This is a genomic window from Gimesia sp. (assembly GCF_040219335.1).
Taxonomy (GTDB): Bacteria; Planctomycetota; Planctomycetia; order Planctomycetales; family Planctomycetaceae; genus Gimesia.
The window spans coordinates 79854-94056 of sequence record NZ_JAVJSQ010000012.1; the positions used below are offsets into that span (position 1 = coordinate 79854).

General features: G+C 55.6%; 10 protein-coding genes. 2 read left to right on the plus strand and 8 right to left on the minus strand.

Annotated features, from left to right (window positions below; all coding sequences use genetic code 11):
- Positions 1–22: 22 nt before the first annotated feature.
- Both RID21_RS10830 and RID21_RS10835 read right to left on the minus strand, forming a co-directional pair.
- Positions 23–307: a hypothetical protein gene (locus tag RID21_RS10830; protein WP_228030387.1), complete on the minus strand. Its 285-nt coding sequence runs from the start codon at positions 305–307 to the stop codon at positions 23–25.
- Positions 308–400: 93 nt separating this feature from the next.
- A complete protein-coding gene (locus tag RID21_RS10835; protein ID WP_155366838.1) occupies positions 401–1462 on the minus strand; it encodes an Ldh family oxidoreductase in 1062 nt (353 codons plus the stop codon).
- Between the two features lie 536 nt (positions 1463–1998).
- On the opposite strand from RID21_RS10835, the gene RID21_RS10840 reads away from it, so the two are divergent.
- Entirely contained in the window at positions 1999–2295 is a 297-nt protein-coding gene (locus tag RID21_RS10840) for a hypothetical protein (protein WP_145041735.1), read from the plus strand.
- Between the two features lie 30 nt (positions 2296–2325).
- On the opposite strand, the gene RID21_RS10845 is transcribed toward RID21_RS10840, so the two are convergent.
- The gene (locus RID21_RS10845) at positions 2326–2943 is read right to left on the minus strand and encodes a hypothetical protein (protein ID WP_350188810.1); all 618 of its coding nucleotides are present in this window, start codon (positions 2941–2943) and stop codon (positions 2326–2328) included.
- A gap of 166 nt (positions 2944–3109) precedes the next feature.
- Between RID21_RS10845 and RID21_RS10850 the strand changes: the two genes are divergently transcribed.
- A complete protein-coding gene (locus tag RID21_RS10850) occupies positions 3110–4843 on the plus strand; it encodes an arylsulfatase (protein ID WP_350188812.1) in 1734 nt (577 codons plus the stop codon).
- Positions 4844–4934: 91 nt separating this feature from the next.
- Here RID21_RS10850 and RID21_RS10855 read toward each other — a convergent pair whose 3' ends face one another.
- The 5 genes from RID21_RS10855 to RID21_RS10875 form a co-directional block, all read right to left on the minus strand.
- Positions 4935–6578, minus strand: a complete 1644-nt coding sequence (locus RID21_RS10855; protein WP_350188814.1) for a hypothetical protein — start codon at positions 6576–6578, stop codon at positions 4935–4937.
- A gap of 554 nt (positions 6579–7132) precedes the next feature.
- A complete protein-coding gene (locus tag RID21_RS10860; RefSeq protein WP_350188816.1) occupies positions 7133–8689 on the minus strand; it encodes a UxaA family hydrolase in 1557 nt (518 codons plus the stop codon).
- Positions 8690–8898: 209 nt separating this feature from the next.
- Positions 8899–10536, minus strand: a complete 1638-nt coding sequence (locus tag RID21_RS10865; RefSeq protein WP_350188818.1) for an arylsulfatase — start codon at positions 10534–10536, stop codon at positions 8899–8901.
- Positions 10537–10682: 146 nt separating this feature from the next.
- The gene (locus tag RID21_RS10870) at positions 10683–11537 is read right to left on the minus strand and encodes a polyphosphate kinase 2 family protein (RefSeq protein ID WP_350188820.1); all 855 of its coding nucleotides are present in this window, start codon (positions 11535–11537) and stop codon (positions 10683–10685) included.
- Between the two features lie 50 nt (positions 11538–11587).
- Positions 11588–14167, minus strand: coding sequence for a plasma-membrane proton-efflux P-type ATPase (locus RID21_RS10875; RefSeq protein ID WP_350188822.1), 2580 nt, complete (start codon positions 14165–14167; stop codon positions 11588–11590).
- Between the last annotated feature and the right edge of the window lie 36 nt (positions 14168–14203).

Below are 14203 nucleotides of genomic sequence, written 5' to 3' on the forward strand. Positions count from 1 at the left end.
TGATACCTGGATCGCCAGCGTTCTAACTGCGGGACTTATGTTGCCAGTTGAGGCGATCGCGGGTCAAAAAGCCGTGCCGAAGGGCACAGTCGACGCAATACAGGTCGTGACCGTTGGTGACAACGATCTCGCCGTGCATCAGCAGGTGGAAATGATCCTCGCCCGGAAACTTGGAGAAGCAGTACTCCTTGGACGAGGATGTTTTCACGAAAATCGTGATGTTTTCCGCATCATTGATGGGCACATAGAGCCGCGCATCCTGCTCGGGAGCGGGCTGGTTCGAATTCGGATCCATTTCATTCGCCATGGCTAAAGCTCCCGGTTTGTCGGCTGATTGAAATCAGACAGCCTCACGAACTGTCTGGTCAATTCGCGAGGCTGTTGTGTCATCGATGGCTGATCAGTCCTGGACTTCCGGAACGGGAACGTCGAGTTCTTCAGCCAGTTTGGTCAGTGCTTCCCAGTTCCCTTTATCGAGGGAAATGCCTGTTTCATTACGGGTGGCAGCGGTTTTCTTTTCCGGGTCGCCCGGCAGAAAGACTTCTGTAACGCCGTCCTTGAGAGGCACGCTGCGGACATACTTTTCGAGATTGGTAATCTCGTTCAACAGGTGATTTTGACCACCCAGGTGAGTCGGGTCGATCACGACCACAAACACACAGTTCCCCTTTGGTGGTGGAGGATCAGGGAAGGCACACTGTCCACCCGAGAGGGCACCACAGAGCATTTCGACCATGAAGGACAGACCGAAACCTTTGTAGGCCTGATCGCCGCCCATGGGAAGGATTGTCCCTGGAGGATCGCCGTAGAGCATGTTGGGGTCGGTAGTGGGATTGCCATCCGGATCCAGAATCAGGCCGGGAGGAACCTGTTCTCCGGCAATTTTCTTGATGCGGACTTTACCTTCTGCAGTGGCAGAAGTGCCGAAGTCGAGTACGAAGGGACCTTTTTCTCCCCCGGGCATGCCGATACAGATCGGATTGGTTCCCAGACGGGGACGCTTGCCTCCCACTGGCGCCACGCGGGGGGCGGAGCCGTGTGTGTTGGCGCAGATGATGGATGCCATGCCTTTGGCGGCAGCCATTTCCGCGTATTCTCCCAGGCGGCCGATGTGCGAAGCGTGTTTCAGGGTTCCGACAGAGACACCCAGGTTGCCCGCTTTTTCGATCAGGCGATTCATCAGGTCATGCATCACGGTCTGACCGAATCCCCAGCCGCCGTCGCCGTTGATTGCAGCCGGTGTTTCGTTCAGGATCTTCAGAGTTTCACCGGCTTTGAGAATGCCTTCTTTGACACGGCCCATGTAGAACGGAAGACGCATCACGCCGTGGGAATCGTGCCCCAGCAGGTTGGCGTCGACCAGGCTTTTGGAAACGATGCGCGCTTCTTCTTCAGTGGCGCCGCCTTTGAGCATGAGCGTTTCGGTAAATTTTTGCAGCGACTCGGCAGAGATAACAGGCACTTCTGATGACCCTCTATGTTAATGGATGTTTGAATGAGCAAATTTACATGCCATAACTGATGTAAAGCTGACGTTGACCTTCATCATACAAACAAATCCAGATCCGGTAAATTTAGTGAATCGTCCGATTTTTCCTGTTGAGCAGAAAAATCAGTACGCAGCCCGGCAACCACGTTGAGCAGGGCACTTCAATGTAGCAGGAGTGTTCCGGTTAGATAAAAGCGGCATGGTATTCCATGCCTCTGAGGGGGCAGGAAACGACTTAAGTGAATTGCCAGCTGTGTCATTCATCAGTCGGAATTCTAAAAATGCGGATCGCACAGGGAAAAAGTCCGTCCTGATAACGAATAGTGGAACTCCATAATCTTCTCAAATTTTAACAAAGACAACGGCACACAAACTCTTGTGACAGATGCCTCTGCGGTTGGACGATACTCGTGAGGTCAACCTGTCGATTCGAGAATGGTCCCCTTTGACAATCAGGGAAGAGACCTGAAAAAACAGGTGAACGAGAATCTTTGCAAGAGGTAGCGTGCATGAGCATCAGTGTCGATAATATCCAGTCACTTAACGATCTACGTCAGTACATCCACAAAACACTGTGTGAAAAAGAGAACCTGCTTGAAGAGCAGTTCACGATGTCTGAAATGGCTTTACAACGCCGGGGTCGGGGATGTGGACTTCAGTTTTCGATTAACGGTCCCCGTTCGGTTCGCCTGGGAGCCATCTGGGCTTCTGACTCCAACATGATCTATTTCTACGATGCCCGTGGCGAACGCTACGCGAAAGTGAATCTGCCAAATCGCATCTTTGCCGACGAAGAAGCCGCCTAGGTCCCCTCAAAGCATCATCACTGCCAGAGATCACTCTGTCGCTGAAATCGAGGTCGACTCGGCTTTCAGTTCCTTGAGTCGCTGTTGTGCCGGCAGGCTGCCATATTTGGCGGCGGCGGTGTAGTGCAGGATTGCGATGTTCGACGTGGCATGTTTCTGTTCGGCCTGCTTCCCCAGTTCATAAAACCGTTGTGCTTTGGCCTGTGTTCTGGCTTGCGACGCAGCCTGCTTTTCTCGCGCGATTGAGGAGCCGGGCTGATTGTGCGCCACAGGGGCATGCAGTTGATCGCGCCAGTGATCACTGGGATGGGCGGCTGCTTCACGAATACTGCGCGGAGCGGAGTTAAGCAGGTAACGGTCCATGGCTTCGAAGTCGTGAATATAGACGCTGACGCTGCTGGTTGTGCTCTGGAATTCCTGTCCATAAATTGAGCCACGACGAAAAGGGCCAACCTGGCGGGAGTGGATCCGTCCGGAACTGACGCCTCCCAACAGAGCGGTACCTCGATCCGGCACGGTGACTGTTGTTCCCACCGAGAATTGTTGTACGATGGGTTGTTGAATTCGCAGGACCTGTGCGTGAGCGGGAAGACTCATCAGAGCCAGCATTCCGCAGCACATCAACAGGCAGATCAGTTTACGATTCATCAGTACGTCCTCCCGAGTCACACGATTGGCTTTGTTCTATCGTATGATTTCAGGCCGAAGAGGACAACTGTTTTTTCAACCAGCGTCGCCTGCCCGCGTGCTTTCTTAAGCTTGAATGGGGGTAAGTGGTCTCGCTGATATTGCTTAGCGTGTGAAGGGGAACGTGATGCTGCGAGCACTGTTACAGAGAAACCGGGGACTGATTCCGTGTGGTCTGCTGGTTTTCCTGATCTGCGGGTTCTCACATAAGGGGATTGCAGCAGAGGGAAAACAGCCAAATGTGATTCTGTTGCTGACCGATGACCAGGGCTACGGAGACGTCGGCTTTCATGGCAACGCGCAGATCCGCACACCGCACATGGACGATCTGGCCCGTCAGGGAATGGAGCTGACACGTTTCTACTGCAGTCCGGTTTGTGCGCCGACCCGGGCCAGTCTGATGACCGGACGTTATTACTATCGATCGGGAGTCGTACACACCTCTCGCGGAGGTGCGAAGATGTACGGAGAGGAGACCACGCTGGCCGAGCTGCTGCAGGGAGCAGGCTACGCGACGGGCATCTTCGGAAAATGGCATCTGGGGGACAATTATCCGATGCGGCCGCAGGATCAGGGATTTGCGGAGTCGCTGGTGCATCGAAGTGGCGGCATCGGTCAGGCTCCCGACAAACCCAACAGCTATTTTGATCCCTGGTTGTGGAAGAACGGTCAGCGAGAGCAGGGCAAGGGCTATTGCACAGATCTGTTTTTTGACGCTGCCCTGGAGTTCATGGATCGACAGACCAAGGCGGGGAAACCATTCTTTGTCTATCTGCCGACCAACGCCCCGCACACGCCACTCGAAATTGCGGACTCCTACTGGAAGCCTTATCAAGAGCAGGGACTGGATGAAACGACGGCCCGCGTGTATGGGATGGTGGAAAACCTCGATGAAAATCTGGGACGTCTGATGGCACATCTGGATCAGACCAAACTGAAAGAGAACACGATCCTGATCTTTCTGGGCGACAATGGTCCTCAGCAGAAACGTTATACCGCGGGGTTGAGAGGGCGGAAGTCGTGGGTTTATGAAGGGGGGATCCGCGTGCCGTTTGTGGCGACCTGGCCCGGACATATTCCTGCGGGGACACAGAGTGCTCAGATCGCCGCACACATCGATCTTCTGCCCACGTTGCTCGACATGACGGGGACCCCAAAACCGAAATCATTAAAACTGGATGGCATCGATCTGACTGGCCTGCTGACGGGGAAAGTCAAGGCACTGCCTGAGCGGAAACTGTTCTTCCAGGTACATCGAGGATTGACCCCGCAGCGTTATCAAAACTGTGCCGTAGTGACACAACGGTACAAACTGGTGGGGTATCCCGGCACCTTCGGAGAAGAAAACCTGATGCGCGATGCCGAACCGGTACTGGAACTGTACGATCTGACCAGCGATCCCGGGGAGATGAAGAATCTGATCTCCACAGAGCCCGACATCGTCGCTGGTTTACGGAAGGACTATGAACGCTGGTTTGCTGATGTGAAACAGTCCCGCAATTTTCAGCCGGGACTGATTGTGATCAACAGCGGCAAAGAGAACCCCACCACCTTATGTCGGTACCAGGATGGAACCTTCACGCAAGGAACTTCAGAGGGCTGGATGGTTCAGGTAGAGACTCCCGGACGCTATGAGGTGGAAATTCAGCGGGGCGCTGATACCAAACCGGGCAAGTTGACTGTCAACTGGCAGGGGGGGCGATCCCATGAATTTCTGTCGGCAGATCAGACCTCGGCCCGTTTCGAGTTGCAGGCGGGGACCGGCATGCTGGATATCTGGTTTCAGGAAGAGGGAGCCGATCGTGTTTATCCCGGCGACAACAGTACGCGGGGAGATGTGATACTCAAGCGTCTGGATTGAGCGGTCGGGCTGCAGCGAGTGTCAGGCGCATAAAAAAACGGTCGAGAGTGATTCTCGACCGTTTGAGATGGTTCGTTAATTCAATCCGATTTTAGTAGAGCCAGTCGAGACCGACACTCCAGGTACCGACACTCCATGATTCACGCTCGACATCGATCGAGGGGAACAGGCCGCGGGTCGGCATACCCTGCCAGCGGATGCTGTCGTAAGGGCGGGCGATTTCGCCGGCAACGATGTAGGTGTAACCCACTTTCAGTTTCGCTTCTTCCAGCATTTTCATGCGTTTGAGGACAGGCACCTTGTCGAAGATGGCCATTTCCATGAAGATCGACTGTTCGAACATGGGTGAAACGTGGGTATGAGTCTGTGAATCGCTGAAGGCGTTCGGGTTTGGATCTGCCGGGGTCGGGTCGATCAGAGCCTTGGGACGATCGATGTCATCCGGGTCGGCCCGAATGCCCATACCGACGTTGTTACCGTTCAATTTAATCTTTTCCTGGTTGGCCATGATACCGACTTTGGTCTGACCCCAGATCTTGAACTTGTCGCCACCGAGATCGAACTGGAAACCAATTTCAGGACCAGCCAGATGAGTATCAACGGTGTTGTTGACCCAGGTGGTGTAGGGCTGAACGGGCTGACCAGTTACCGGGTCAACAGGAGCAACGAAGAAGGCGGTTGAGGTACCCGTGGTTCCCCCACCAGTACTGTCATCTTCAACAACCCCTGCGTTGTCCACGATTCCGTCCTGGTTTTCGTCGGTTCCGGTGGGAAGCGAGAAGAGTTTCAGGTCAGGACGGATACCGGCGATGTTGGTGGCATCACTGTAGAGCAGACCGCTGTCGCGACCGACAAAGCTGAAGCCTTCGCGTACCTGCATATAGCGGGCACCGGCCAGACCGCGAACCTTAAGGGCTTTCTTGTCTACAATCGGAGTCGACAACCAGGTGGCGTTGGTACCCCAGGCCTGGCTGACTGATTTGACTCGGAAATCCAAGTCGTAAGGTACGGTGACACCGTCAATGGTACCGTCATCCAGTGGGAGCCCACCCAGGTTCATCAGTTCGTTCTGCAGCACTTCGTTGACCTGAGCAGTAGTCACACCAGGGATCGAAGAGACCACACCGGTACCTGCAGGGTCTATAAAGTTGGGCGGAGAGAGCAGGATATCCATAATGGCCTGATTCGCCGGATTTGGTTTGTGAGTCGATTGTTCAATCGCGGACCAGTCTGAATCAGCCTGGGAAATCCACCAGCCGGTGAATTCAAATCCACTTTCATCATCGTTGTACCAGCCCCAGCGGAGACGGAAACCGGGAGCATTCAGTTTTGGTACATTATTGAAGTACTTCTGATCGAAGTAAGGCAGTCCTGTATTTTCACTGAATTGATCAAAGACTTCATCGTCTGTGGCGTCGATGAGTTCATCTTCTACCATGCCCAGGTAAGACTGAGTACCGACATTACCGATCAGGGCTCCACCCGGGTTCTGATAACGGGCGAACAACGCTTCCATACTCAGGAAGTGCCGCTTACCGTTATTACTAGCCCGGTAAGACCAGAGACCGTTACTATCAACACGGTGCTGCTGGAACTGGTGCTCGAACGGCGAGATCCGAGGGAACGCACTCAACGGCGACTCGGGTCCGGCATTCATGGGGACTCCCGGTGGAGTCGGATAACCATTGCTGCCTGCCGCAGTCTGGAAGAATCCAGGTTGTACGGGTGCAGGCATGGCCTGAGCGTTCTGGGGATATCCCGGGAAGCTGGCAGGGTTATATGATACAGGTTGTATCATACGCGTCTGCATTTCAGCTGGAGGAAATCCCTGCGCGTGTACTGTGGAGTATGCGTGTGAGATCAGAACGATGCTCAAAACCGGTGCTAGCCAATGAAGAAGCCGCATCTATACGTCCTTACAAACAAACAGCGGAAACCTGATAACAATCCGCGCGTCTAAAACGGAAATGCGCGGAGTCTGTTGCTGGTTATATCGGACAGGGCTTCTGGTAAACTGTAGCGATTATTCGGGAGATGCCGAATTTTCCTGTTTCAAGAGTTCTAGCGGTTGTATCGAGGAAGCATCTGGGTGTTTTAATGTATAGTTGTGGCGGGCGTTTGAAAGTCGGCCTGGCTGATTTCCAGGTTGATCCGAGAGATAGAGCAAGCCAGGGAACTGGTTATTTCATAAGACGTTAAGATGAATGCTGGGCCAAAAGACCCGCTCGGAACGCTCCTGGAAGAGGTCCGGAACGAACGGGAGCGGGAATTCTGCTCAAATCCGGGAAATCAGAGCACCGGACCAATACTCCAGGGGCAAAATTCTTCATCGCCGATGCCCTGGGCCTCACTTTTTGTCTTTTTTCCACTCGCGACTTCAATGATTAACTCGAAGATTTCGCGGCCCACTTCTTCCACTGAGGTGCCATTTAGAATACGACCTGCGTCGAGGTCCATGTCATCCTGCATGCGTTCGAACATGGGGGTATTGGTGGCGATTTTAATGCTGGGGACCGGTTTGCAGCCAAAGCAGCTGCCCCGGCCTGTGGTAAAGCAGACCACATTCGCACCTCCAGCCACCATACCTGTGACGGAGGCGGGGTCGTAGCCGGGGGTATCCATAATGACGAAGCCCTTTTCGGTGACCGGTTCCGCAAAGCGGTAGACGGCACGCAGGGCGGTGCTGCCCCCCTTGGCGATGGCTCCCAGTGATTTTTCATAAATCGTGGTCAGTCCACCTCTTTTGTTACCTGGTGAGGGGTTGTTATCGATCACCACTCCGAATTTGCCCGTGTATTCTTCCCACCATTTAATGCGGTCGATCAGTTTCTGACCGACTTCCGGCGTGATGGCGCGCCGTGTCAGAAGGTGTTCTCCGCCATAGATTTCGGAGGTTTCTCCCAGGATGGAGGTTGCGCCGTGAGCGACGAGCAGGTCGCTGGCGATTCCCAGCGCCGGGTTCGCGGTCACCCCGCTGTTCCCATCACTGCCGCCACATTCGGTGCCCAGAATGAGCTCGGAAACCGGGATCGGCTCCCGGTTGACATTGTTGACCTTCGGTAAATAGTCTTTGAGCACGTCTGAAACGTAGTCGACTGTTTTTCTGATCCCCCCGATATCCTGGATGTTGAGGACCAGCGGCTCCATGGGATCAGGCTCTTTCAGGTTCTGCAACTGGACCAATCCTTCATTGTCGGAGAGGAAGGAGCCTTGCCCCGTTTCACAACCCAGACCTAGAATGACATAAGCGCCGATGTTGGGATGCTTCGCAAATCCCCCCAGAGTCCGCATCAATTGATGGTGGTCTTCTCCATCATACTGCATCGCACAGCCCCCTTTATGAACCAGGGGAATGATGCCATCGATATTGGGATAGTCGGCCAGCGAGGTCTGGGCCAGTTCCCGGGCGATGTACTTGGATGCGGTGGCCGAACAGTTGACGGTACTGATGATCGCCAGGTAGTTACGAGTGGCTGCTTTGCCGTTCGGACGGCGATAGCCCATGAAGGTCCGCCCCTCAACAGGTGCCGGCGGTGCAGGGACGTCGCTGGAGAACGCGTAATCGAGGCTGAGTTCGCCTGCTGCCAGGTTGTGGCTGTGAATCCAGTCGCCCGGTTCGATGTCGCAGGTCGCGAAACCGATGACCTGACCGAACTTACGGATCCGTTCCCCTTTTGCGATGGGTTGAATGGCGACTTTGTGTCCCAGATCGATGCTTTCCCGGGCGGTCACGTTCTCGGTGTCGGAGATCGCACATTCCTGGTTTTCTGCCACAGAATTACGGGCGATGGCGATGTTATCTTCCGGGTGCAGTTTCAGTAACGGCGAAGAGGCGACTGTGGACATGAAAGGCTGACATTCTCTATTGATAAGGTTGGAAAAACCAACGCAGGCAGGAGTGGCGGTCTCACCAGCCGGTTGATGGACGACCTTGAGGTCACATTTCTTCAACTATCCCGTTTCGGGCGTGCAGATTCAAGTGATCTGCTGTTTTCCTGTGTGATCGCCGCCTCGTATAGAGCCTGACAGGGGCACAGCAGACGGACAGCCAGCACTTATTTCTTGCGGTAGAAGTCCGGCCCCTTACTTCTGTAGCCGGGGGGAGGCAGATCGTCCCAGGGAACGACGCCGACACGTTCGGCCCAGGCATCCCATTCGCGGGACATGGTTTCCACCCGCTGCGGTTCGCTTTTCACCAGATTATGCAGTTCACTGCGGTCCCGGCTCAGATCGTAGAGCTCCCACTTGTGACCGTTTTCTTTCACCAGTTTCCAGTCCCCCTGGCGAATGGCTTTGTTGCCTTCGTGTTCCCAGTACAGCATGCGAGACTTTGCTGTTTCCGGATGCTGAAAAGTAGGGAGCAGGCTGTTGCCTTCGTAAGGGAAAATGGCCTGATCGTTTTTGGTGGCGGGATATTTCGCACCGGAAATGTCAACGCAGGTCGCCATCACATCAATGATGTGTCCCACCTGGTTGGTCCAGCCTCCGGTCTGCTGAATCTGGTTGGGCCAGCGGACGATGAGGGGCGTGGAGATGCCCCCTTCGTGGACCCACATTTTATGGAAGCGGAAGGGAGTGTTACTGCTGTTGGCCCAGCCGACTTCAGCACAGCGGAACGATTCGCGGGTACCGGTGATCGCGCCGGGCTGGTGTCCCCGGTCGATGTACTCGGCACTCGCGCCATTGTCGGAGAGAAACAGCACGAGGGTATTGTCTTTCTGACCCATCTGGTCAATTTGCTTCAGGACCTGGCCGATGCCTCGATCCATGCTGGTCACCATGGCTGCATAGACGGCCATGCGCAGATCCCATTCCTCGCGCTCTTTTTCCGAGAGACTCTCCCAGGCCTGGGCGTCAGGATCGCGGGGAGAGAGCGGGCAGTTGATCAGCCCGAGTTGCTGCATGCGCTTGTGTCGTTTTTTGCGGAGGGCATCCCAGCCGCCCTGATACTGTCCTTGATAGCGGGCGATGTCTTCCGGAAGTGCGTGCAGCGGGAAGTGAGGAGCCGTATAAGCGAGATACATGAAGAAGGGTTCTGTTTTGTGCTGCTCCGCGTGATCTTTCAGATAGTCGACCGCGCGGTCACTGAAGGCATCAGTAATATAGTAACCCGTTTTGGGTGGTTTGATCAGCTGATTGTCTTCATAGAGCGGACGGGGTGCGAAATAATTGCCCCCACCGCCGGTACCATAGGCGCGATCAAAGCCTCTGCCCAGGGGCCAGTTTTCATTGGCTTCCCGCATGCGATAGGTCAGATGCCACTTGCCGACATGATAACAGCGATAGTCGGCGGCGGAGAGGACTTCGGCGATGCTGACACAGTTCTTACCCAGTTCTCCCTGGTAGCCGGGAAGGTTATCGTTGCGGTTCATCCAGCCCATGCCTGCCTGGTGCGGATAGAGGCCGGTCATCAGCGAGGCCCGGGTGGGACAGCAGCGTCCCGCATTATAAAAGCGTTTGAATCGCAGTCCCTCGTTGGCCATCTGGTCCAGGTTGGGCGTTTTGATTTCCGAACCGTAGCAGCCGAGATCCGAGAAGCCGAGGTCGTCGGCCATGATCAGGACAATATTCGGGCGTGTTGCATAACTCAAACGTTCTGAAGACAGAATCAGACAACAGAGAGTCAACCACAGTGCCGTGAATTTGAAGCTGCATCTGAACGCAGAAAGGGGAGAGAATCGGAGCATGGTCATTCAGTTGTCCTGCGCTTGAGCGCTCGCGAGTACCAACGGAGGTGAATAATACGGTCAAACCTAATTGTGGATTGCATCTGAGGGGGCGTCAACTCCGACGTACGGGAGTTGACAATCGGAACCGCAATCCAGGATTTTCTGTCCGATCAGGATGAAGATGATTCTTGATGGCCCTGATTCACAATCTGATGGTACTTCTGTCGGATCTCATTGATGTCGACCGTGGGGGCCGGGAACTTCATGTCCAGCGCTGACAGGGTTTCGGATACGATGCGGGAGATTGCCAGGTTGCGGAACCATTTGTGATTGGAGGGAATGATGAACCAGGGAGCGTGGGGTGTGCTGCACTGGCTGAGGGCGGCTTCGAAGGCTGTCGTGTATTCGTCCCACAGGGGACGCTCTGAATAATCGCTGTCGCTGATTTTCCAGTGGCGGGCGGGATCGTCGATTCGCTGCTTGAAGCGGGCCAGTTGTTCGTTCGCATCGATGTGCAGGTAGAACTTGAGGATGTGTGTCCCGCTGTCCGCCAGCTGTTGTTCGAAATGATTGATGTGCGCGTAGCGTTGCGACCAGACATCCTGAGGCACCAGGTTATGCACGCGAACGACCAGCACATCTTCGTAATGCGAACGGTTGAAGATCGCGACTTCACCTTTCGCGGGTGTGGCCCGATGGTAACGCCAGAGGAAATCGTGGGCGGCTTCTTCCCTGGTGGGTACTTTGAAGGCGGCGACCTTACAGCCCTGCGGGTTCATGGCCCCCAGTACGTGCTTGATGGTGCCGTCTTTGCCTGCTGCATCGCGGCCCTGCAGACAGATCAACAGCGATCGTTTGTTTTCGGCATACATCAGGTATTGCAGGTCGGCGAGCTTTTGGCGATACGCATCGATTTCGGGCAAGGCGTGCTGATGCGATTCGTGATGGTCTTTAAAGCTGGCATCGATCTTAGAGAGATCGACCTGGCTGCCCGGTTCGACACGAAATCTGCTGATGTAATCCATGACGTGCTTTCCTTGATAGACAGACGGCTGCTGCGGTGAGAGTCAAAAACTTATTTTCGACCTGCGCTGCGACTGTGTAAAAAACGTTTATACCAGGGCGGACGACCATTCTCGTGGTTTGATATTTTGCGATAAATGACCTGCTTGACCAGATCGAGCAGAACCATCCAGACCAGCATGTAGAGCCAGACCAGGCCGATCAGCTTCCAGTGGATGGGCGTGACGAACCAGCCAAAACCGCACATCAGTACGGCCAGGATCTGTGTGCCGACGATGGCTGAAAACAGCGGAAGGGCCGGCCAGGGGGGCATGAAAAATGCGCCCCGCGAACGCATGACGAACAGCAGCAGGTGTCCCCCGGCGACAAGTTGCAGGAATATGATGGTCTGCAGCTGATCGTGATTGAGACTGATGCGGGACATCCAGTCGGGGTTCGTAATCCATTCCTCGCCAATCAGGAGCAGGCCGAAGGTCTGGACGATTGAGAGCAGCCCCATGAAACTGGAAATCAACAGCAGGCGTCGCATGTTCCAGCGGACCGGTTTCGGGGGCAGCAGCGTATTGTCGTAAGCGATGGTCATAATCGGGACGTCGTCCAGGAGTGCCAGGAAGACGATCATGACCGGCGTTAAGGGGGAGAAGCCGAAGATGATGGTGGAGAGCACGACAACGAACATGATGTCGAGGGTCATGGTGACCCGGAACAGGACATAGTTGATGATGCGTTCGAAGATCTTGCGGGCTTCATCGATGGCATCGACGATTGTGGAGAGTCCGGGTTCGGTCAGAATCAGGTCCGCAGCGGCGCGGGCAGCATCGGTGGCGCCGCTGACGGCCACACCACAGTCCGCCTGCTTGAGGGCGGGGGCATCGTTGACGCCGTCGCCGGTCATCGCGACGACATGCCCACGGTCCTGGAGGGCTTTCACGATGCCGTACTTGTGTTCGGGAAAGACCCGCCCGAAACCGTCGGCCCGTTCGACGCAAGCGGTGATCGACTCGGGGAGGTGGCTCATGTCCATCTCTTTTGTGAACAGGTCGGATGCGGGCTGCAGGTGAGTGCCCATGCCGAGCTGACGACAGATTTCGCTGCCGATGGCCACGTCGTCGCCGGTAATCATCTTCACGCCCAGTCCATGCTCCTGGGCACGGCGGATGGTCTCCTGGGAATCGTCACGGGGTGGATCGAGCAGAGAGAGGATGCCGAGAAACGTCCAGCTCTGTCCGTCGTCCGATGACTGGGCAACACTCAGAGCCCGCATGCCTCGCTCGGCGAGGTCGAGCACGGACTGTTCGCCGCGGTGCTGGGTATCCGGGTCGAGGTGACATAATTCAATGATGACCTGCGGAGCGCCCTTGGTGAATTTCCAGGAAGTTCCCTCGGAGTCGGTCAGGGTGGCTTCCGTACGTTTGCTGACCGGATCAAAAGGGACGAACTTCTGCAATTGATACTGATCGAGAGTGTCCGGTTGTTGCAGACCGGCGATGACCGCCAGATCGATGGGATCGTCGTCGTCCCGTTTGGAAGCCAGGGCACCGGCGCGGATGACTTCCTGGGGATCGGTGGAAGCGAACAGAATCGGCTCTCCCAGGCTCAGTTGGTTTTTGGTCAGAGTGCCTGTCTTGTCGGAGCAGAGGATGTCGACGCCCGCCAGCTCTTCAATGGCTTCCAGTCGAGAGACGATCGCTTTTTTCTGGGAGAGTGCCAGGGCGCCCAGGGCATTGGTCACGGTAATAACGGTGGGCATGGCGACCGGGATGGAGGCAATGAGCAGGACCAGCACCATGCGGAGAATGTTGACCAGCTCTTCCAGGTGCCAGTCATCCCGGAGTACAACCTGCCGATAAAATTCGACACCCATCAGCACAAAGGCGAGGGACATCGAGAGGAAAATCAGGAAGTCGCCGATCTGGCCTACTGCTTTCTGGGAGTGAGAGGCTTCTGCGCCTGCCGCTGCGACGAGGCTGGCGGTGCGGCCGAAGAAGGTCTTGTTCCCGGTACCGATGACGACGGCTGTCATTTCCCCCTTCTTGGCGATGCTGCCCGAGTACCCACTGTCGCCGACTTTCTTGCTGACAGGCAGGGATTCTCCGGTCAGAGCCGCCTGGTCGATGCTGATGTAGTCACCTGCAATGAAGCGGACGTCGGCGGCGAGTACTTCGCCGAGTTTAATACGGATAATGTCGCCGGGGACGACTTCGGCGGCGTCGATGGATGCGAATTGGCCGTTGCGGAGCACTCGGGCCCGGGGAGCCATGCCTGCCTTGAGGGCGGCCAGCGCGTTGCTGGCTTTGCGTTCCTGCCAGAATCCGGAGCCGGCATTATAGATCAGCAGGCCCATGATGATGCCGAAGTCGGGCCAGTGACCAATGAGTGCGGAGAGCAGGGCGGCGGCTTCGATCATCCAGGGGATCGGTCCCCAGAAATAACGCAGGAACTTCTGCAGATCGCTGAGCTGGTGATCTTCCAGTTCGTTGCGGCCGTACTGTGCCAGGCGTGATGCCGCCTCGGTGGAGGTCAGTCCCTGGGGAGATGTCTGGAGCTGCTGAAAGACGGCGTCCAGTTCTTCCCGTTCCAGGTCTGGTGAGTTGTCTGAACGATTGCGGGAGGCGGGCTGGGTAGTACTCATCTCGGGTGCTCTCCGAAACATCAACGGGGGAAGATG